Origin of the sequence: Streptomyces sp. NBC_00239, assembly GCF_036194065.1 — a bacterium.
Lineage (GTDB): Bacteria > Actinomycetota > Actinomycetes > Streptomycetales > Streptomycetaceae > Streptomyces.
In genome coordinates, this window is record NZ_CP108095.1 from 2,311,489 (window position 1) to 2,330,917 (window position 19,429).

Annotated in this window: 16 protein-coding genes; 6 read left to right on the top strand and 10 right to left on the bottom strand. The window is 74.7% G+C overall.

Annotation, left to right across the window (positions count from 1 at the left end):
* Nucleotides 1-125 precede the first annotated feature (125 nt).
* From OG764_RS10160 to OG764_RS10175, 4 genes are all read right to left on the bottom strand, one after another.
* Nucleotides 126-2,678 (bottom strand): polynucleotide kinase-phosphatase, encoded by a 2,553-nt coding sequence (locus OG764_RS10160; protein WP_328968095.1) that lies wholly within the window; start codon nucleotides 2,676-2,678, stop codon nucleotides 126-128.
* Nucleotides 2,675-4,237, bottom strand: coding sequence for a 3' terminal RNA ribose 2'-O-methyltransferase Hen1 (locus tag OG764_RS10165; RefSeq protein WP_328968096.1), 1,563 nt, complete (start codon nucleotides 4,235-4,237; stop codon nucleotides 2,675-2,677). Before OG764_RS10165 ends, OG764_RS10160 begins: the two co-directional genes overlap by 4 nt.
* Nucleotides 4,238-4,811: 574 nt before the next feature.
* Nucleotides 4,812-5,672: a homocysteine S-methyltransferase gene (gene mmuM / locus OG764_RS10170; protein WP_328968097.1), complete on the bottom strand. Its 861-nt coding sequence runs from the start codon at nucleotides 5,670-5,672 to the stop codon at nucleotides 4,812-4,814.
* Complete coding sequence (locus tag OG764_RS10175) at nucleotides 5,672-6,619, bottom strand: LLM class F420-dependent oxidoreductase (RefSeq protein WP_328968098.1); 948 nt, start codon at nucleotides 6,617-6,619, stop codon at nucleotides 5,672-5,674. Before OG764_RS10175 ends, mmuM begins: the two co-directional genes overlap by 1 nt.
* A 202-nt stretch (nucleotides 6,620-6,821) precedes the next feature.
* On the opposite strand from OG764_RS10175, the gene OG764_RS10180 reads away from it, so the two are divergent.
* Nucleotides 6,822-7,088, top strand: a complete 267-nt coding sequence (locus OG764_RS10180) for a hypothetical protein (RefSeq protein WP_328968099.1) — start codon at nucleotides 6,822-6,824, stop codon at nucleotides 7,086-7,088.
* A 28-nt stretch (nucleotides 7,089-7,116) separates the two neighbouring features.
* Here the strand turns inward: OG764_RS10180 and OG764_RS10185 are convergent, their stop codons facing one another.
* From OG764_RS10185 to OG764_RS10200, 4 genes are all read right to left on the bottom strand, one after another.
* A complete protein-coding gene (locus OG764_RS10185; protein ID WP_328968100.1) occupies nucleotides 7,117-7,626 on the bottom strand; it encodes a DUF6099 family protein in 510 nt (169 codons plus the stop codon).
* Between the two features lie 125 nt (nucleotides 7,627-7,751).
* The gene (locus OG764_RS10190) at nucleotides 7,752-8,162 is read right to left on the bottom strand and encodes a nucleotide pyrophosphohydrolase (protein ID WP_328968101.1); all 411 of its coding nucleotides are present in this window, start codon (nucleotides 8,160-8,162) and stop codon (nucleotides 7,752-7,754) included.
* Nucleotides 8,159-9,517 (bottom strand): AAA family ATPase, encoded by a 1,359-nt coding sequence (locus tag OG764_RS10195; RefSeq protein ID WP_328968102.1) that lies wholly within the window; start codon nucleotides 9,515-9,517, stop codon nucleotides 8,159-8,161. The genes OG764_RS10190 and OG764_RS10195 overlap by 4 nt, the downstream gene beginning before the upstream one ends.
* Before the next feature lie 92 nt (nucleotides 9,518-9,609).
* Complete coding sequence (locus OG764_RS10200; protein WP_328968103.1) at nucleotides 9,610-10,005, bottom strand: cell division protein SepF; 396 nt, start codon at nucleotides 10,003-10,005, stop codon at nucleotides 9,610-9,612.
* A gap of 159 nt (nucleotides 10,006-10,164) precedes the next feature.
* On the opposite strand from OG764_RS10200, the gene OG764_RS10205 reads away from it, so the two are divergent.
* Both OG764_RS10205 and OG764_RS10210 read left to right on the top strand, forming a co-directional pair.
* The gene (locus OG764_RS10205) at nucleotides 10,165-10,788 is read left to right on the top strand and encodes a TetR/AcrR family transcriptional regulator (protein WP_328968104.1); all 624 of its coding nucleotides are present in this window, start codon (nucleotides 10,165-10,167) and stop codon (nucleotides 10,786-10,788) included.
* Nucleotides 10,789-10,933: 145 nt separating this feature from the next.
* Nucleotides 10,934-12,166 (top strand): YncE family protein, encoded by a 1,233-nt coding sequence (locus OG764_RS10210; protein ID WP_443056197.1) that lies wholly within the window; start codon nucleotides 10,934-10,936, stop codon nucleotides 12,164-12,166.
* A 111-nt stretch (nucleotides 12,167-12,277) separates the two neighbouring features.
* On the opposite strand, the gene OG764_RS10215 is transcribed toward OG764_RS10210, so the two are convergent.
* Entirely contained in the window at nucleotides 12,278-12,676 is a 399-nt protein-coding gene (locus OG764_RS10215) for a nuclear transport factor 2 family protein (RefSeq protein WP_328968105.1), read from the bottom strand.
* A gap of 195 nt (nucleotides 12,677-12,871) precedes the next feature.
* On the opposite strand from OG764_RS10215, the gene OG764_RS10220 reads away from it, so the two are divergent.
* Nucleotides 12,872-16,186: an AfsR/SARP family transcriptional regulator gene (locus OG764_RS10220; RefSeq protein ID WP_328968106.1), complete on the top strand. Its 3,315-nt coding sequence runs from the start codon at nucleotides 12,872-12,874 to the stop codon at nucleotides 16,184-16,186.
* A gap of 179 nt (nucleotides 16,187-16,365) precedes the next feature.
* Here the strand turns inward: OG764_RS10220 and OG764_RS10225 are convergent, their stop codons facing one another.
* Nucleotides 16,366-16,581: a hypothetical protein gene (locus tag OG764_RS10225; RefSeq protein ID WP_328968107.1), complete on the bottom strand. Its 216-nt coding sequence runs from the start codon at nucleotides 16,579-16,581 to the stop codon at nucleotides 16,366-16,368.
* 342 nt (nucleotides 16,582-16,923) lie between these two features.
* Between OG764_RS10225 and OG764_RS10230 the strand changes: the two genes are divergently transcribed.
* The gene (locus OG764_RS10230; RefSeq protein ID WP_328968108.1) at nucleotides 16,924-18,375 is read left to right on the top strand and encodes a helix-turn-helix domain-containing protein; all 1,452 of its coding nucleotides are present in this window, start codon (nucleotides 16,924-16,926) and stop codon (nucleotides 18,373-18,375) included.
* 139 nt (nucleotides 18,376-18,514) lie between these two features.
* Nucleotides 18,515-19,375, top strand: a complete 861-nt coding sequence (locus OG764_RS10235; RefSeq protein WP_328968109.1) for a phosphopantetheine-binding protein — start codon at nucleotides 18,515-18,517, stop codon at nucleotides 19,373-19,375.
* Nucleotides 19,376-19,429 lie beyond the last annotated feature (54 nt).

Genomic DNA, 19,429 nt, shown 5'->3' on the forward strand with positions numbered 1-19,429 from the left:
GCGCGCGGTGATTTTCATTCTGTGTTCCGTCCTTCCAGGCCTCGCGGACACTCCGCTCCCTGGGAGAACGAGCCCGCCCGCCGATTCCCCGAAAAGTTCCCCCATTTGCCCTAACGGAGGCCGGCCTACAGCCGGGGGTCGACCGGCTCCGACTCCAGGGCGAGGACCGCGAACACCGGCTCGTGGACCCGCCACAGCGGCTCCCCGTCCGCCAGCCGGTCCAGCGCCTCCAGGCCGAGCGCGTACTCGCGCAGCGCGAGCGAGCGCTTGTGCCCCAGGTGGCGGGAGCGCAGCCGCTCCAGGTTGTGCGGACGCACGTATTCCGGACCGTAGATGATCCGCAGGTACTCCCGCCCGCGCACCTTGATCCCCGGCTGGACCGGGCGGCCGTCGGCCCCGCGCGCGTACGCCTGGAGCGGCTTGACGACCATGCCCTCGCCGCCGTCGGCGGTCATCCGCAGCCACCACTCGGTGCCCGCGCGGACCGACTCGGCGTCACCGGTGTCGACGACGATCCGCCCGGTGCCGCGCAGCAGTCCGGTACCGGCCCGCTCGTCGGCCGCGACCAGCCGGTCCAGCCAGCCGAGCTGCCGGTCGTGCGGGACGGCGGCCAGGCTGCGGCCCTCCACGGCGAGCAGCTGGAACGGCGCGAACCGGACGCCCTCCAGACCGCTGGTCGGCCAGCAGTACCGGCGGTAGGCCTCGGTGAACGCGGCCGCGTCGGTGGCCCGTTCGCCCTGCCGGACCGCCAGGTCGCCCGTGTCGACACCGCGGGCCGCGGCGGCCCGCAGGGCGGCCAGCGCCGGCGGCAGGACCGCGGCGGCGGCCGCGCCGACGGACGCGTACTGGTTGCGCAGCAGCCCGGTGGCCTTCAGGGACCACGGCAGCAGCTCGCCGTCCAGCAGCAGCCAGTCGGTGCCGAGTTCCTCCCACAGGCCGGCCCCGGTGACGGCGGTGCGCAGCCGCTCCAGCACCTCCTCGGTGACCGCCGGGTCGGCGAAGAACGGCCGTCCGGTCCGCGTGTACAGCGCGCCGCTCACCCCGTCCGTACCGAACCGCTCGCGGGCGGCCGCCGGATCCTTGCAGAGCAGCACCACGGCCCGGGAGCCCATGTGCTTCTCCTGGCAGACGACCTGCGCGATGCCGTCGGCCCGGTACTGGGCGAAGGCCTCGGCGGGGTGCTCCAGGTAGCCGTCCTCCTTGGACGTGGCGGTGGGCGCCATCGTCGGCGGCAGGTACGGGACCAGCCGCGGGTCGACCGCGAACCGGCTCATGACCTCCAGCGCGGCCGCCGCGTTCTCCTCCCGTACGGTGACCCGGCCCAGGTGCCGGGTCTCGACGGCCCGTCGGCCGTGCACGTCGGCGAGGTCGAGGGGACGGCCGTCGGACCCGCCGGGCGTCTCGGCGGCCAGCGGGCGCACCGGCTCGTACCAGACCCGCTCGGCCGGTACGTCGACGAGCTCGCGCTCGGGCCAGCGCAGCGCGGTCATCCGCCCGCCGAACACCGCCCCGGTGTCCAGGCAGATGGTGTTGTTGATCCAGGACGTGTCGGGGACCGGGGTGTGTCCGTAGACCACGGCCGCCTTGCCCCGGTACTCCTCGGCCCACGGGTAGCGGACCGGCAGCCCGAACTCGTCGGTCTCGCCGGTGGTCTCCCCGTACAGGGCGTGCGCGCGGACCCGGCCGGAGGTGCGGCCGTGGTACTTCTCCGGCAGCCCGGCGTGGCAGACCACGAGCCGGCCGCCGTCGAGCACGTAGTGGCTGACGAGCCCGCCGATGAACTCCCGGACCCGGGCGGTGAAGGCCTCGTCCTCGCGTCCCAGCTGCTCTACGGTCTCGGCGAGCCCGTGCGTGAGCTTGGCCTTGCCGTTCTTGAGCCACCGGCCGAGCTTGTTCTCGTGGTTGCCGGGCACGCACAGGGCGGTGCCCGCAGCGACCATGTCCATCACGCGCCGCAGCACGCCCGGGCTGTCCGGTCCGCGGTCGACGAGGTCGCCGACGAAGACCGCGGTGCGGCCCTCGGGGTGTGCGCCGTCCACGTAGCCGAGCTTGCCGAGCAGGGTCTCCAGCTCGGAGCTGCAGCCGTGGACGTCGCCGATGATGTCGAACGGGCCGGTCAGGTGGCGCAGGTCGTTGAAGCGGCGCTCGCGCACCACCTGGGCCCGCTCGGCCTCCTCCTCGGTGCGCAGCACGTGCACCTTGCGGAAGCCTTCGCGTTCCAGTCCGCGCAGGGACCGGTGCAGGTCGCGGCGGTGCCGCTGGATGACCTGGCGGGGCAGCCCGGCCCGGTCGGGGCGGGCGGCGTTGCGGGCCGCGCAGACGGACTCGGGCAGGTCGAGGACGATGGCGATGGGCAGCACGTCGTGCTCGCGGGCCAGCCGGACCAACTGCTTGCGGGCCTCCGGCTGGACGCTGGTCGCGTCGACGACGGTCAGCCGCCCGGCGGCGAGCCGCTTGCCCGCGATGTAGTGCAGGACGTCGAAGGCGTCCTTGCTCGCGCCCTGGTCGTTCTCGTCGTCGGCGACCAGGCCGCGGCAGTAGTCGGAGGAGAGCACCTCGGTGGCGGCGAAGTGCTTGCGGGCGAACGTGGACTTGCCGGATCCGGTCGCGCCGATCAGCACCACGAGGGACAGGTCGGTGACGGCCAGGGTGCGCGTGCGCGCGTCGTGCTCGGTCATGCTGCCTGCTCCTCCTTCGGGGCGGCGGCCGTGAAGACGGCCATCTGGGTGGGCGGACCCACCTCGGGGTCCTCGGGTCCTACGGGTACGTGGCCGACCGTGTAGCCGTACCGGTCGGCGACGGTCCGCGCCCAGGCGCGGAACTCCGCCCGGTCCCATTCGAAGCGGTGGTCGGCGTGCCGGACGTGCCCGGCGGGGAGCGACTCCCAGCGGACGTTGTAGGCGCGGTTGGGCGTGGTCACGATCACCGTGCGGGGTCGGGCGGCGCCGAACACCGCGTACTCCAGGGCCGGCAGCCGGGGCAGGTCGAGGTGCTCGATCACCTCGCTCAGCACGGCGGCGTCGTAGCCGGCCAGCCGCTTGTCGGTGTACGCGAGGGAGCCCTGCAGCAGGGTGACCCGGGCGCGCTGCCGCTCGCCCATCCGCTCCAGGCGCAGCCGCCGGGCGGCCACGGTCAGGGCGCGTACGGACACGTCGACGCCGACGATCTCGGTGAACGAGACGTCCTTGAGCAGTTCCCCGACCAGCCGGCCCTCACCGCAGCCGAGGTCGAGCACCCGCTGGGCGCCGGCGGCGCGCAGGGCGGCGAGAACGGCCTCCTGCCGCCGCACGGCGAGCGGGACGGCCGCGGTCGCGGTCGCGTCGCCCGCCGCGCTGTCGGGGCCTTCTGGGCCTTGGGGGCTTTCGGAGCGCTCGGGGTGGTCGGGGTGGTCGGGGGTGTCGGGGTGTTCGGGGTGGTCCTCGACGGCGTTGTCGAGCTCTTCGGGCTCGCTGTCGTCGATGTCCGCGAGGCGGGCCAGCTCCAGGCGCTCCATGGCGGTCCGGGTCAGGCCCCAGCGGCGGGACAGGAACCGGCTGGCGATGAGCCGGTGTTCGGGGTGCCCGGCCAGCCAGCCGTCTCCCGCGCGCAGCAGCTTGTCGACCTCGTCGGGGGCGACCCAGTAGTGCTTGGCGTCGTCGAGCACGGGCAGCAGGACGTACAGCTGGCGCAGGGCGTCGGCGAGGGTCAGCTCGCCCTCCAGGACCAGGCGTACGTACCGCGAGTCGCCCCAGTCCGGGAACTCCTCGTCCAGCGGCAGGGCTTCGGCCTCGACCGTGTCCCAGCCCAGCGGGCCGAACAGGCGGCCGACCAGGTCGGCGCCGCCGCCGCGGGCCGGCAGGGCGGGGATCTCGACGCGCAGCGGCATGACCCGGCCCTCGAGGTCGGGCCGGTTCTTGCAGGTCCCGCCGAGCGCGGTGCGGAACACCGTCGCGAGGGCGACCGCCAGCAGCGAGGACGCGGCGTACGGCCGGTCGTTCACGTACTGGGCGAGCGCCGTGTCGGGCCCGGCACTCCGGCCGCGGCCTTGCTCCCGGCCCTTGCGCACGAGGCCGACCGCGTCGACCTCCAGCAGCAGCGCCACGGTGCAGCGCGCCTCGGAGGCCTCGGGGTAGAACACGTGGGCAGTGCCGTGGGAGGTGCCGAACGCCTGCGCCTTGCCGGGATGCTTGTGCAGCAGAAAGCCCAGGTCGGTGGCGGGTCGGTCCAGGGTGCCGGTGGTGGAGATCGTCAGGAACACCCGTCCGAGTATTGCCCCGCCCACCCCCGCCCCACCACGCATTTACGCCCCACCGACCCGGCCCGGCCTCGCCGGTGCCCGGGGCGAGATCAGCCTCGCCGGTCGACCGGCGCCCACCCTTCAGCTTCGACGACGCCCTGAGGGGCAACCTCCAGCCTCGCCGGCGTTTGAGGAGCGGGTACGGGCAGGGCCCGGCAACCCCGTCGCCCCCCTCCAGCCCCTCCGGCGATTGAGGAGCGGGTCCGGGCGGAGCCCGGTGCCGGCGGAGCCGGGTTGTCCTTGGGGCTCCGCCCCAAACCCCGCGCCTCAAACGCCGGCGAGGCTGGGAATTGCGCCCCGCAGCGCCGACAAGAGCCGGGTGTTGCCGCACGCAGGGCCGACAAGGGCTGGGTGTTGCCCCCCAGGGCACCGGCGAGGCTGGAATTGCCGCACGTAGCGTCGGCGAGGCGGGAAGTTGCACCTCAGCGCGCCGGCGAGGCGGGCGGTGTGCCCCAGGTACCGGACGGGGCCGGGGGGTGCGCCCCAGGGGCTGGAGGGGCCGGGGCTGCGCGCCCCAGGGCTGGAGGCGGGGGCGTCAGGGGGGCGGGTGGGGGGTGAGGGTGGCGATGTGGGCGGGGCCCACTCGGCAGCAGCCGCCGATGAGGCGGGCACCGGCCCGCTGCCAGCGGGCGACCTCCCACACGCGCGGAACCGGGGGCGCGCGCCAGACCCCGCCGGCGGGGTCCCACACGGACCCGTCGTTGGGATAGGCCACCACCGGCTTGCCGGTCGCGGCGGCCGCGATCCGCACGGCCGGCTCCACCTCCCCCGGGTCGCAGCAGTTGACGCCCACGGCGAGCAGCCCCGGCACCCCGGCGGCCAGCCCGAACGCCTCGTCCAGCGGCTGCCCGGCCCGCGTGCGGCCGCCCTCGACCGTGTACGAGAGCCAGGCCGGGACGGGACAGTCCGCGAGCACCCGCAACAGCGCCTCCGCCTCCTCGGTGTCGGGCACGGTCTCCAGCGCGATCAGGTCGGCTCCGGCGGCGGCCAGCGCCTCGATCCGCGGCCGGTGGAAGGCCTCCAGCGCGGCCGTACTCAGCCCGTACCGCCCCCGGTACTCGGAGCCGTCCGCGAGCACCGCCCCGTAGGGCCCGGCGGAGCCGGCGATCCAGACCGGCCGCCCGGCGCCGGCGGCTGCCCCGGCGGCCACCTCGACGCTGCGGCGGACCAGTTCGGGGTCGGTCACCTGGTAGCTGGCGGTGATCAGCACCTCCGCGCCCGCCCGGAGGTAGGCGGTGTGGGCGGCCGCCACCTGTCCGGGTGCCTCGGCGAGCACCCGGCCCGTCCACAGCGCACCGGACAGGTCGCAGCCCTGGTCGGCGAGCTGGTTGCTCAGCCCGCCGTCGAGGAGGACGGTCCGCCGGTCCAGCGGCGGCGGGCCGGACGCGCGGGCCATCAGCCGAGCCGGGACATGACCTGGGACGAGATCAGCTCCAGATGGTCGAGGTCGTGCAGGTCGAGCACCTGGAGGTAGATCCGCGAGGACCCGGCCTCGCGGTAGGCGCCGATCTTCTCGACGACCTCGGCGGGGCTGCCCGCGAGACCGTTCGCCTTGAGCTCGTCCACCTCCCGTCCGATGGCCGCCGCCCGGCGCGCCACCTCCGCATCGGTCCTGCCCACGCACACCACCAGGGCGTTGGAGTACACCAGCTCCCCCGAGTCGCGCCCGATCCGCTCGGCGGCGTCCCGCACCCGCCCGAACTGCCTGCGGGTGTCGGCCACCGACGCGAACGGGATGTTGAACTCGTCCGCGTACCGCGCAGCCAGCCGCGGGGTGCGGCTCGCCCCGTGCCCGCCGATGAGCACCGGCACCTTCTCCTGCAGCGGCTTGGGCAGCGCCGGGGAGTCGGTCAGCTGGTAGTGCTTGCCCTCGTAGCTGAACGTCTCGCCCACCTTCGTCGCCCACAGCCCGGTGACGATGGCCAGTTGCTCCTCGAGCCGTCCGAACTTCTCGGCCGGGAACGGGATTCCGTACGCCTCGTGCTCCCGCTCGAACCAGCCCGCCCCCAGGCCCAGTTCGATACGCCCGCCGGACATCTGGTCCACCTGGGCGACCTGGATGGCGAGGACGCCCGGCAGCCGGAAGGTGCCCGCCGTCATGAGGGTGCCCAGCCGGATCCGGCTGGTCTCGCGCGCCAGGCCGGCGAGGGTGATCCAGGCGTCCGTCGGACCCGGCATGCCCGGCGGCTCGTCGCCCGGCCCGGGCCGGGCACCGCCCATCCGCAGGTAGTGGTCGGACCGGAAGAAGGCGTCGAAGCCGAGGTCCTCGGTGGCCTTGGCGACGGCCAGCAGCGTGTCGTAACCGGCGCCCTGCTGCGGCTCGGTGAAGATGCGAAGATCCATACCTCCATCCTGCCGCCTGCGCACCCCGGCAGGGTGAATCTCCGTCAACCAGGCCGTCGGCCCCGCCCCCGCCAGTGACCGGGGCGGATGGAGATCGTTGGCTCGGACGGAGCCGGACCGCCCGGCCCGCGCGCCGGCGGCCGTCGCCGGTGCGTCCACCGCACCCTTCCCCCTCGGAAGGGACCGGGCCGAGGAGGCCGCCATGTCCCAGGAACCCGTGCCCGAGCACACCGGACAGGCAGCACACGACCACGTACGGCAGGAGCATTCCTTGCCCGCGCAGAGCGCACAGCCCAAGGGCCTGCTGCAGCAGATGGAAGAGCTGATGGCCGCGCTCAACGCCGACCTCTCACAGCTCGACGCCGACCTGCAGTCCTCCGCGGAGCGTCCCTCCGCCGATCCGATGATCCTCAACCGGGCGCCGCACCCCGCTCCGGAGACCGAGCGCCCCTCCTACCGCGGCTTCTGAGCCCGCGGACCCTCCGGGCAGCGGCCGCTCAGGTCGCCCCCGCCGTCGAGTCGCGGGCAGCGCCCGAGGTGCTGCCCCGCTCCCGGTCCGTGAGGCGCCGCAGCAGGGCGCGCACCCGGTCGCTCGACTCGTCGGCCGCGTCGATGGCTTCGATGCACTGCCAGTAGAGCCCCTCCTCGTCCGTGGCGCAGGCCACCCCGACCAGGGCTATGCCCACTTCGCCCAGCAGCGCGCCCAGCCCCAGCAGCGCCTGCCGGGGGTCGGACACCTCCGAGAGCTGCGCCGCTCTGGGCCGGTAGTCCCCGCTCCGCCCGTCCTGGGTGAGCGCGGGCCGGTCGAGGACGCCGCAGCCTCTGCCGCCCGCCTCCCCCAGCCCCCGTGCCTCCGCTCTCAGTTCCGGCGGTCCGGTGACCGCCAGCCAGCTCCCTATCGCCTGGGCGAGCGCCTGGGCCTGCCAGGCCTCCACCACGATGTCCAGTGCCGCCCGGCTCTGTGCCAGAGCATGGCGGCCGGCTGCGATGAGCCGCACCGCATCCATGAGCCGTCCCCCGTCCCTACGACTTGCCCCGTCCCTCACTCACTACCCAGCGTGAAGGCAATGGGACCGTAAAGCCAGGGGTATTCGGAAATCTGTGGACACTCTCACGGTTGTGGACGGGCCCATCACTCCGAAGAGTGACGATCATGCCCCTTTTCGGTGTCCGAGACCGTTTCCCGGGCCGCTCCCGGCGCCGCTCCCGCGACGGGGAACCTGGCCTCGTTCCGTTCGATCTTCGCGGCGAGCGCCGCCAGCAGGTCCACCCCGAGCACCTCGCAGAACTGCAGGAGATAGGCCAGCACATCGGCCACCTCGTCGGTCACCCGGTGCGCGGACCGCGGGTCCTCCATGATCCGCGCGGACTGCTCGGGCGTCAGCCACTGGAAGATCTCGACCAGTTCGGAGGCCTCCACGCTCAGCGCGACCGCCAGGTTCTTCGGCGTGTGGTACTGCTGCCAGGCCCGGGCGGCCGCGAACTCGGCGAGCCGGCGCTGCAGGGCGTCGAGGGAGGGCTGCTGCTTCTCGGATTCACTCACCGCACCAGGTCTACCACCGACACTCCGGCGACCCCGCGGGCCGGTCCGGCGGCCGCCTCCCCCACGGCGCCGACCAGCCGGATGTGACCGCGGTCGCCGCAGATCAGGGCCAGCCGGAGCAGTTCGGCGCTCTGCCGGGCGTCGAGCCCGCGGTCGAGACCGTCGGCCAGCACGGTGAGCGCCTGCCGGGCGGGCAGCAGTTCCGCCGCCGGGTCCACGGCCAGCACGCCGGGGCCGGTGAGCAGCACCAGGGCGAGGGCGAGGAAACGGAGTTCGCCGTCGGCGAGCCGGCCCAGCGGGGTGCCGGCCGGGTTGCCGGCCTCGGTACCGCGGTCCAGCAGCGCGCGGATCCGGCCGTCGGGCAGGGCCTGCGCGACGAGGCCCTCGACGGGGCCGGCGCAGCCCGCCCGGGCCGCTTCGACCAGGACGGCGTGCCGGGTGCCGCACTCGTGGCGGGTGCGGCGGAGCACTTCGGCGAGGTTGTCGCAGCCGCCGCGGAGCCGGCCGGTGCCGGCGGGCACCGGCTCGCGCATCCGCCGCGGCTGGGGGTCGCAGGCGAACACCGAGCGGAGCGCGACCACGAGTTGCTCCGCCGCCTCCAGCACCTGCCGCTGGCCGGCCGTGCTGCCGGCGACCCGCAGCGGGAGCAGGGCGGTGCCCAGCCGGTCGTCGGGCAGCGGGGCCCGGGTCACTCCGATGGCGCCGCCGGTGAACCAGGCCGCCTGGACGGACCGGCGGCCGGGGTCGCGCAGGGCGGTGGTGAGCAGGGTCTGGCCGCCGGCGGTCAGCCGCTCGCCCACGATCCGCAGCTCGGGCTCGGCCTGGACGGCGAGGTCGAGGCTGACGGGGCCGGCCGGGCCGTCGACGGTGCAGCCGATCCGGAAGCCGCGCCGGCCCTGGGCGTCGGCGCCGGCGCGTTCCGGGACGCAGCCCACCGGGTCGGGGAAGACCTCGCCGAGGGCGGCGCCGGAGCCGAGGCGGGCGAGGGCCTCGTAGGCCTCCAGTACGTGCGACTTGCCGCTGCCGCTGGGGCCCGTGAAGAGGGTGACCGGGGCCAGCGCGAACGCGGCGCCGCGGTGCGACTTGAAGGAGGAGAGCCGCAGTTCGGTGACGGCGGGACGGGCCGGCGCCGGGGCCCGTCCGGACCGGACGGGGACGACCGGCGCCGGGTCGGCGGTGCGGCTGTGGGTGCGGGGCTGCACCGGGGCGGGTCCGGCGGCCGGAGCGGCGGCGGCGCGGCCGTGGGCAGGCGGCCGCGCCGGGGCGGGCCCGGGTCCCGGGGCGGCGGGCAGGGGGAGGGTGGCGGGGGCGGGGCGCGCGGCGGGGGCGGGCGCGGCGGGGTGGAGGGCGTCCATGAGCCGGACGCTACGCACCCCCCGCCGCGGCGAACCGTTCCGTCCGCGCCGCCTTCCTACGATCGGGGGACGGCCGCGGCGGCGATCCCTTCCTACGACCGTGGGACGGCCGCGGCGGCGATCCCCTCGACCTCGGTGCCGACCGGCGCCAGCAGGAAGACGTTGCGGTCGACGCGGTGCATCCCGCTGCCGAGCCCGAAGACCACGCCGCTGCTGAAGTCCAGGATCCGCTTCGCGACCTCGGTGTCGGCGCCGGTCAGGTCGAGCAGTACCGGGATCTGCGCGACCAGGTACTCCGCCACTTCCCGCGCGTCCGCGAAGACCTGGACGCGCAGCACGACGAACCGCCGCTGCTGCGCCGCGAGGTCGGCCGAAGGCCCGGGAATGGTGCGGTGGTCGACCCTCGACGGCCATTCGTTGCGGCTGCGCAGGGGCACCACCTGGGCAAGCCCCTCCCACTGTTCGTCGGTGACGTCGTACCTGCTCACCGGCCCACCTCGGCCCCACGCTTCATGTGCATCCCGCCATCCTCTCGCGTTTCACCCGTTCAGCCCAACACCGACACGAGCCCTTCCCGCCCGCACGGGCCCCTTCCCGGCGTCGAGACGGCAGAACCCGTTCCGCTCGCTCGACGTAAGGTCTTGGCCATGACTGACGGTGAGGAGCTGCGGCTGCCGAGCGAGATACCGGCGGCCGGCCGGCACGCTCCCCGCCGCCGGCAGCGCGCCGACGCCGTACGCAACCGCGCCCAGATCCTCGGCGCCGCCGAGCAGCTCTTCACCGAACGGGATCCGCGTACGGTCACGATGGACCAGATAGCCAAAGCCGCAGGTGTGGGGCGTGCCACGCTCTACCGGCGGTTCCCCGACCCGGCCGCCGTGGCCGAGGCGCTGCTGGAGGAGCACGAGCGGCTGCTCCAGGGGCAATTGGCCTACGGACCGCCGCCGCTGGGACCCGGAGCCCCGGCGGCCGAGCGGCTGGCGGCCTTCTACACGGCCTCCGTCGAACTGCTGGAGCGTCACCTTCCGCTGGTGCTGGGCGCCGAGGCGGGGGCGGCCCGGTTCGACACCGGCGCCTACCGCTGCTGGCGGGCCCACGTGCGCCAGCTGCTGCTCGACGCGGGCAGTCCGGACCCCGACGCCTGCGCGGACGCGCTGCTCGGACCGCTCGCCCCGGAGGTCTACCGATTCCAGCGCCACCAGCTGGGTTTCGAGCCGCAGCGCATCATCCGCAGCCTCACACTGCTGGCCCACCGCATGCTCGACCACTAAGTTACCCGCGGTAAGTCTTCTTCCTCCCCTTCAGGAGCAGACGGTGAACGCTGGAAACGGAACCCCCGCCCGCACCGCGTACCGCACCACGGCCGCGCCGGACCGGCCGCGCCATCCCGGCCGCTCGCTCCGGCGGCCGGCCGCGCTGGCCGCCGCCCTGCTGGCCGCCCTGACCCTCACCGCCGCGGGCCCGGCCGCCGCAGGGCCCGCCGCCGGCCCGCGGGCCGCCGACGGCCTGCGGGAGGTGCTGTTCGTCGGCAACAACTGGGACGGCACGGCGGACGTCCTCGCCTCCCGCGGCGACCTGGCCAAGATCGGCCGGATCAACGTGATACCCGACAAAGCGGAACGACTGCGCGAGATCTACCTCAACCCCGTGAAGCTCGCCTACTTCCTCGGCGTCCGCGGCACCGCCGGCGAAGGCCACGACCAGTACGTGGACGACATGTACGCCACACCGGACGGCACGGCGGTCGTGGTCTCGCGCCCGAGCTTCGCCGACGTCGTCTCGATCGACCTCGCCACCGGCCGGATCAACTGGCGCTTCCCCGTCTCCGGTTACCGCGCCGACCACATGGCCGTGTCCCCCGACGGCACCCGGGTCGCGGTCTCCGCCTCGACCTCCAACACCGTGCACGTCCTGGACATCGCGACCGGCCGCGCGGCGGGCTCGTTCGGCACCGGCGACAAGCCCCACGAGAACGTCTTCACCGACGGCGGCCGCTACCTGTGGAACATGGCCATCGGCGATGTGACCAGCGCCCTCGACGCGCCGTGGCTGGACTGGACGAAGGGCGACCGGCGGATCACCGTCGTCGACACGACGACCTTCCGCCAGGTGAAGGTGATCGACATGCGCGCCCGCCTCGACGCCTTCGGCCGGCCCGACCTCTCGGACGCCGTGCGCCCGGTGTCCTTCACGCCCGACGGCTCGAAGCTGTACTTCCAGGTCTCCTTCTTCAACGGGCTGGTCGAGTACGACGTGGCCGCCGACCGGATCACGCAGGTCCGCACCCTGCCCGCCAACCCCGCCACCAACCCCGACCGCACCACGTGGGTCAACGACTCCCGCCACCACGGGCTGTCGATCAGCCCCGACGGCAGCCGGCTCTGCGTCGCCGGCACCATGGACGACTACGCGACCATCGTCGACCGGGCCACCCTGTTCGAGGGCCCGCTGGTGCCCGCCTCGAAGCCCTACTGGGCGACGGTCAGCGGCGACGGCACCGCCTGCGTGATCTCGGAGAGCGGCGCCGACCGGGTCACCGCCATCGACTTCGCGACCGGGCGGGCCACCGTCTCGGTGCCGGTCGGCGACCACCCGCAGCGGGTCCGGCTCGGCCGGGTCCCCGCCGACTGGAACGGCCCCGCCTCCTGACCTCCCCGCCCCGCCGGCGCCCGGGGGCGCAACCCCCGGGCGCCGGCGGGGCCGGGGACGCGTGCTCCCGGCGCCGCGCGGAGTCCGGGCCGCGTACGGGTGCGGCGTCGCTCAGGGGGCCACGTGGTAGTAGCGGCGACAGCCGCGCAGCATGGCGTCGGGCGAGAGCGTGAACACGTCCACGAAGCCGATCCCGTCGACCCGGCCCATCGCCACCACGCTGTCGCCCTGGGAGACGATGCGGTCGATGGCGTGCCGGGCACCCGGCACGACGCCCTCCTCGTGCACCCTGATCACCTCGTCCCGGCCGTGTGCCGCGGGCACATCCGGACGGTTCAGTTCCACGTCCTCGTCGAGGAGCGAGCCGTACCCCTCCAGGTCCCCGGCATCGAGATAGTGGTAGGCGAGCCGGACGTGGTCGACCCCGGCCGCGGTCACCATGCCCCCCAGGGTGCGCCTGCACTCCTCGTCCCCGTACTTCTGACTGCCGTCGCTGCCTTCACTGCTCACCGGTCCGTGTCCTTTCGTACGACCTCGGCCACTGTGCTCCGCCGTCGCAACCCCGAACTATCGCTGAGCTATCACCACCGGGGACCACCACGGAATATCCACACCATGGACAAGAACCCTGCATTCCCCGAGACTGTCACGACGCCGCAAAGCCGATCTTTCTCTCCGAGTGCCGGGCCCCGAGCTGGGAGACGCATGCCCGATTCCAACGGCGGGGTACGCCACACCCCCGCCCTCCCCGTTTTCCGCATCCTCGGACCGTTACAGGTCGCGGGCCCCCTCGGCCCGGTCCGGGTGCCGCCCGGACGCCAGGAAGTGATCCTGGCCGCCCTGCTGTTGGAGGCGAACCGGGTGGTCAGCACCGACCACCTCGTCGACCTCATCTGGGACGACGAGCCGCCGGACACCGCCCGCACCCAGGTGCAGATCTGCGTGTCGCGGCTGCGCAAACTCTTCGCCGGGGCCCGGCTCGACACCGCCATCACCACCCGGCCGCCCGGCTACGTGCTCACCACCGGTGCGGACAGCGTGGATTCGACCCTGTTCGCCCGGCAGGTCGCCGAGGCGCGGGCGCTCGGCAAGGCGGGCCGCCCGGCCGACGCCGTCGAACAGCTGCGTGCCGCCGAGGCGTTGTGGCAAGGCGACTGCCTGGGTGGAGTCACCGGCGAAACCCTGCGCAGCAAGGCACTCCAGCTGGACGAGGAGCGGCTGACAGCCATCGAGACGCGGATCCAGCTGGAGCTGGACCTCGGCCGGCACCACCAACTCGTGGGCGAGATACAACTCCTGGTGCGCGAACACGCCCTGCGCGAGCGGCTGCGCGGGCAGCTGATGCTGGCCCTCTACCGCTCGGGACGGCAGGCCGAGGCACTGGAGTCCTACCGGGCCGGCCGCGAGCTCCTGGTGGAAGAGCTCGGTCTCGAACCGGGCGAGGAGCTGCGCCGGCTGGAGTCGGCGATCCTGTCGGGCGAGGCGCCCCTGCACGCGGGGCCCCGGGAGACGGGCTCGACGGCGACGGCGGGCCGGACCCCCGCCCGACCGGCGGGGGGCGGAACGAGTACGACGGCCGGGCCCGCGACCGGGGCCGGTCCTGCGGGCGGTAGCGCCGGGCCGGAACGTACGGGAGCCGGGGCCCGGGCCACGACAGACGAGGCCAAGGCCGGCGGAGGCGGGACCGGCGCCGAGTTCCCGGGCGGCACGGCGGATTCCGGTGACGGTGGCGCGCCGGCGGCCGTCGGCGGCGGCGCGTGGCCCTCGGCAGGGGGATTCGCGGGATACCTCGCCGTCGGGACGGGAGCACCCGCGGGTGCGGCGGCCGGCATCGAGCACCCCGGCGCCGGTGGCGCCGCCGAGCCCGAGGGCGGCCCCGGCTACCGGGAGGAGACGCCACGCCAACTCCCCGCCGACACTGCCGATTTCGTGGGCGACGAGGAGCAGATCGCCGTCATCGAGCGGGCGTTGCTCGGCGACGAGGCCCGGCGTGCGGTGGGGGTGGCCGTGATCGTCGGCAAACCCGGCACCGGAAAGTCCACCCTCGCCACCCACATCGCGCACCTGCTCAGCGACAGCGCCTTCCCCGACGGGCAGTTGTACTGCGACCTGCGCGGCACCACGCCCGCCCCGGCGACCGCGTCGGAGGTGCTCGGCCGCTTCCTGCGCGCACTCGGCATCCCCGGCCCGGTGATCCCGGACAGCCTGGACGAGCGGGCCGAGATGTACCGCACCCTGCTCGCCTCCCGCAGGGTGCTGGTGGTGCTCGACGACGCGGCCTCGGAGAGCCAGGTACGGCCGCTGCTGCCCGGCAGCCGCAGCTGCGCGGTCCTGGTGACGAGCCGGGTGCGGATGACCGGACTGCCCGGCGCGCACCGGGTGGAACTCGACGTCCTGGACACCGAGCGCGCCCTGGAACTGCTGGTCCGGGTGATCGGCCCGGACCGGGTGGAGCGCGAGGCGGTCGCGGCCGAGGCGCTGATCCGGACCGTGGGCGGCCTGCCTCTCGCGCTGCGGATCGTGGCCGCCCGGCTGGCGGCGCGCCCGCACTGGTCGCTGGCGTCGATGGTGCACCGGCTGGCCAACGAGCGGCACCGCCTCGACGAGCTGACGCACGGCGAGATGACGATGCGGGCGAGCCTGTCGCTGACCCATGACGGGCTCGGGGCGGCGGAGCGGCGGCTGCTGCGCCTGCTGAGCCTCGCGCAGGGGCCGACGCTGCCCGGCTGGCTGGCGGGCGCCCTGCTCGACGACGAACGGCCCTTCCCCTCGGACCTCTTGGAGCCGCTGGTCGACGTACAGATGCTGGACGTGGTCGGGGTCGAGTCCACCGGAGGGTTCCGGTACCGCTTCCACGAGATCATCCGGGTGTTCGCGCGGGAGCAGTTGGCCGCGCACGACGACCCGGCCGTGCAGTCGGCGGCGCTCGGACGGATGATGGGCGGCTGGATGGCGCTGGCCGAGCACGCCCACCGGCGGATCTACGGCGGGGACTTCACGGTCCTGCACGGCCGGGCGCCGCGCTGGGAGCCGCCGCGGATGGTGGTCGACGAGCTCCTCATCGATCCGCTGGAGTGGCTGGACAGCGAACAGGCCAACCTGTGCCAGGCGGTGGCGCACGCGGCCCGCGAGGGGATGCACGAACTGTGCTGGGACCTGGCGACGACGCTGGTCACGCTGTTCGAGGTGCGCGGCTATCACGACCAGTGGGAACAGACCCACCAGCAGGCCCTGACCGCGGTACGGCTGGCCGGCAACACCCGCGGTACCGCAGCCCTGTTGAGCTCGATGGGGTCGCTGCACCTCAGCCGCAGCCAGCACGACGAGGCGCGGGCGGCGCTCGGCACGGCGCTGGGCCTGTTCTCGGAGCTCGGCGATCCGCACGGGCGCGCGCTGTGCCGCCGGGACCTGGCGCTGCTGGAGCGGCTGCGCGGCGACGACGACCGGGCGCTGGGCCTGTACGGGCTGGCGCTGGCGGACTTCGACCTGGCCGGTGACGCGGTGGGCCGGGCGAACGTGCTGACGCACAGTTCGCACATCTGGATGCGGCGCGGGCAGGGCTCGACCGCTCAGGGCCAGCTGGACGAGGCGCTGGGGATCTACCGGTCGGTGGGCTACACGGGCGGGCAGGCCCGTACGCTGCGCCGGGTCGGCCAGTTGCTCCAGTTGCAGGGGGAGCACGAGCGGGCGGTGCTCACCTTCACCGAGGTGCTGGAACTGTGCCGGCGCCGGGGCGACGTGATCGGCGAGGGGCACCTGCTGCGGGACCTCGGCCAGGCGCTGGCGGCCACGGGCCGCGACGAACAGGCGCGGGAGTGCTACGACCGGGCGCTGTCGGTGCGCGAACAGATCATGGATCAGGGCGGGGCGGCGCTGGTCCGGCTGGACCTGGCGCGGCTGCTGGCCCGCACGGGCGAGGCGGGGCGCTCCCGCGATCTGCTGGAACACGCGGCCCAGGCGTTCCGCGACCGCAACATGGCGCCGGAACTGCGCGAGGCCCGGCTTCTCCTCGGGCGCTGACGGGCGCGTTCCCGCGGGGCGCGGGCGTTGGTGCTGGGGGCTGGGGGCAGGGGGCTGGTGATGCCGGGTCCGTTGGCGCCGCGGACCGGCGGGAGCCGGTTGTGCAGCGTGCCGGGGCCGGTGGTGCCGGGGCCGTTGGCGCCGCGAACCGGTGGTCCGGGAGCCGGTGGTGCCGGGGATCAGTCCCAGGGGTCGTTGGCGTGGCTCGCGGTGGGGCTGGGGGCGGGGGTGGCCTGCTGCTCGGAGCCGGATTCCAGCGGGGCGTTGCGGGTGACCTGCGGCGGGCCGGCGGGGGTCGTGGTGTCGTCGGCCTGGGCGGCCTGGGTCCCGAGCACGGCGGCGCCGGCGACGGCGACGGTCAGCAGAGCGGTGCGGAAGGCCTTGGTCAGGCTCATCGGGGTGGGTCCCTTCGGCTGTGTGGTGCGCTTCGTTCTCTGTGGGCACCACGCTAGGAAGTCCGGGAATCCCCCCACCGTCTCCGCCCCTATCGCCGGGTTATCACCGCCCGAACCGGTTTTGGCATGTGCGGATAGGCGGGCCGCCGACGCCGGGCGGAGACAGCGGATCGGAGATAGCGGCAGGCGCCCCGTCAACCCGTGGCCATTGGTCGGGTGATGCCCCGCCGATAGCGCGGTTCGGACGATGGGAACAGGAACCGGGCCGCGGCCACCCCACGAAGGAGGGGCGTCGGCCTGCACCTGGCCACGGGTTCCCCACCACGACTCGCGGGAGCGCATATGAGCACCATCAGCCCGGCCACCGCACCGGCCGCGGACCCCTCCGCGGCACCCGAAACCTCGCAGGTCGGGACACTCATACGGGGCCACCGGCTGCGCATCGGCCTCACTCAGCGGGAGCTGGCCGACCTGTCCACGATCAGTGTGCGCGCCATCCGCGACCTGGAGCAGGGCAAGGCCCGCCGCCCGCGGACCGACACGGTCAGGCTGATCGCCGACGCACTGCGGCTGGGCCCGCGGGCCCGTACCGCGCTGGAGGCCGCGGCCCAGCAGGGCCGGTGCGGCGGCTCGGCGGGGGCCGCCCTCGACGCGGAGTCCCCGGCGCCGCCGACCGCTCTGCACGGGCTGACCGGCCGGGAGGCGGAGACCGAGGTGATGGTGCGGGAGCTGTCCTCCGGCGCCGAGCGGCTGGTGAACGTGGTGGGCCTGAGCGGGGTCGGCAAGACCCGGCTGGCCCTGGAGGTGGCCAACCGGCTGCACGCGGCGGGACTGCTGTCGGTGCTGTGGCACGCCTTCCCGGGGGCGGCCCGCGACTATCTCGCCGCGGACACCGGCCCCGGGCAGCAGATCGTACGGGCCGGGGTGGTGCACCTCTTCGAGTCCGGGCCGTCCGACGGGGCGTCGGAGCTGGCCGAACTCCTGGGTGACCGTGCCGTGTTGCTGGTGCTGGACGGGGCTCCGGAGCGGGCGCCGCGGTTCGACCGGCTGACCCGGCTGATGCGGGACTGCCCGGGGCTGCGGCTGCTGGTCACCTCCGAGCAGCCGTGGCAGGTGCCGGGTGAACGGCCCTTCCTCCTGGCGCCCCTGGAGGTTCCGGCCGCGGCCGAGCCCGTGTCCGGCGACAGACCCGACGCGGCCGGCGTGGCCGGGTCGGCCTCCGTACGTCTGTTCCTGGACCATGTGCGGCGGGTGCGGCCGGAGTTCGCGCCGTCGGCCGCGGACCTGGCGGAGGTTGCCCGGATCTGCCGGCGGCTGGACGGGCATCCGATGGCGCTGGGCGCGGCGGCCTCCTGGCTCGCGGTGTGCGACCTGCCCACCCTGTCCCGGTCCCTGGACCGGGACCCCGGCCCGCTGCTGGACCACCTGGCCGGGGGTGACGGGGGGCGCCGCTTCCAGGACGCGCTGCACCGCGGACTGGCGCGCCTGACCTCCGGACACCGGGCGCTGCTGGCCGCGCTGTGCGCCGCCCCCGAGGGCGAGTTCGGGCTCGACGAGGTGGTCGGGCTCACCGGGCTCGGGCTGCCCGAGTGCGGCCGGATGGTGCGCGACCTGCTGATCGGCGGGGTGATCCGGCCCAGTCACGAGGCCGGCCGGTCCCGGTTCCGGGTCCTTCAGCTGGTCCGCGCCTTCCGGGCGGAGCACCGCCCGGAGGACTCCGCGCACTCCGGGCACGCCGGACCGGCGGGGCCGCGCGGCGTGGCCCCGACCGCGCTGGCCGCCGCCGCGCGCTGAACTGCTGCCGTAATGCCGGAACAACTGCCGCCCGCGGCAGGGCACCCGGGTTTGGATGACACCGGCCGGGCGGTGCGCGGAACGCCCCCGGCGACGGCCGTGTGCCCGCACCCCCCGTGATCACACAAGGAGCTCTCCCATGGCGTCCGACCCTGGCACCGCACCCGGTCCGACCGCTTGCCGTTCCGTCGGCATCCGCCTCGATCCCACGCCCCCCGGCACCCGTCTCCACCACGTCGGAGACACCGCGTACGGGGACTCCGAGGGCAGGTTCCCGGGCGCCCGCCGCGCCGGGGGGCGGATCGGGGCCCGCGGAATCAGCATCGACCCGGCGGACGTCGAGGCCGTCCTCACCAGCCATCCGCGGATCGCCCGGGCCGCGGTGACCACCTGCCCGGACCGCCACGGCATCCCGCAGCTCGTCGCGCACGTCACGGCCCGAGCCGATTCCGAAGGCGGAGACGGAGACGGAGACGGCAGCGGCAGCGAGGCCGAGGGCGGAGGCGAACGCCGGGACGAAGCCGGACCGGACGCCCGGTCCGGAGCCGCGGCCGCCCGGGTGCCGGGGCCGCAGGAGATCCGCACGTGGCTGCGCACCCTGCTGCCGGACCACCTGGTCCCGTACTCCGTCACGGTCCTCGACCGCCTCCCGCTCACCGCGAACGGCGCGATCGACGAACGGGCGCTGCCCACCCCGGTGCCCGGCGCCGCCGACGGCCGCACTCCGCACACACCGCTGGAGGAGATGCTCCGCGCACTGTTCACGGAGTTGCTGGCCGCCCCCGCGCCGCCGGCCGTCGACGACGACTTCTTCGACCTCGGCGGCCGCTCACTCCTCGCCGCCCGGCTCGCCAGTCGCGTCAGCACGGTCCTCGGCACCCGGGTCACGGTCCGCGACGTCTTCCAGAGCCCGACGCCCGCGCTCCTCGCCGAACGCCTCACCACCCGGGGACGCCGGTGCGCCCCCCAGCCCGCGGCCGCCGCGCCCGCGGCCGGATGAGCCCGGCCGTTTCTTCCGGACCCCGCCTGACCCGGGACTCTCCCCCGGCCGGGC

Excerpts from the sequence above, each read along its gene's own strand:
- OG764_RS10160 (WP_328968095.1), bottom strand. The coding sequence starts at position 2,678 with ATGACCGAGCACGACGCGCGCACGCGCACCCTGGCCGTCACCGACCTG.
- mmuM (WP_328968097.1), bottom strand. The coding sequence starts at position 5,672 with ATGGCCCGCGCGTCCGGCCCGCCGCCGCTGGACCGGCGGACCGTCCTC.
- OG764_RS10175 (WP_328968098.1), bottom strand. The coding sequence starts at position 6,619 with ATGGATCTTCGCATCTTCACCGAGCCGCAGCAGGGCGCCGGTTACGAC.
- OG764_RS10180 (WP_328968099.1), top strand. The coding sequence starts at position 6,822 with ATGTCCCAGGAACCCGTGCCCGAGCACACCGGACAGGCAGCACACGAC.
- OG764_RS10185 (WP_328968100.1), bottom strand. The coding sequence starts at position 7,626 with ATGGATGCGGTGCGGCTCATCGCAGCCGGCCGCCATGCTCTGGCACAG.
- OG764_RS10195 (WP_328968102.1), bottom strand. The coding sequence starts at position 9,517 with ATGGACGCCCTCCACCCCGCCGCGCCCGCCCCCGCCGCGCGCCCCGCC.
- OG764_RS10205 (WP_328968104.1), top strand. The coding sequence starts at position 10,165 with ATGACTGACGGTGAGGAGCTGCGGCTGCCGAGCGAGATACCGGCGGCC.
- OG764_RS10220 (WP_328968106.1), top strand. The coding sequence starts at position 12,872 with ATGCCCGATTCCAACGGCGGGGTACGCCACACCCCCGCCCTCCCCGTT.
- OG764_RS10225 (WP_328968107.1), bottom strand. The coding sequence starts at position 16,581 with ATGAGCCTGACCAAGGCCTTCCGCACCGCTCTGCTGACCGTCGCCGTC.
- OG764_RS10230 (WP_328968108.1), top strand. The coding sequence starts at position 16,924 with ATGAGCACCATCAGCCCGGCCACCGCACCGGCCGCGGACCCCTCCGCG.
- OG764_RS10235 (WP_328968109.1), top strand. The coding sequence starts at position 18,515 with ATGGCGTCCGACCCTGGCACCGCACCCGGTCCGACCGCTTGCCGTTCC.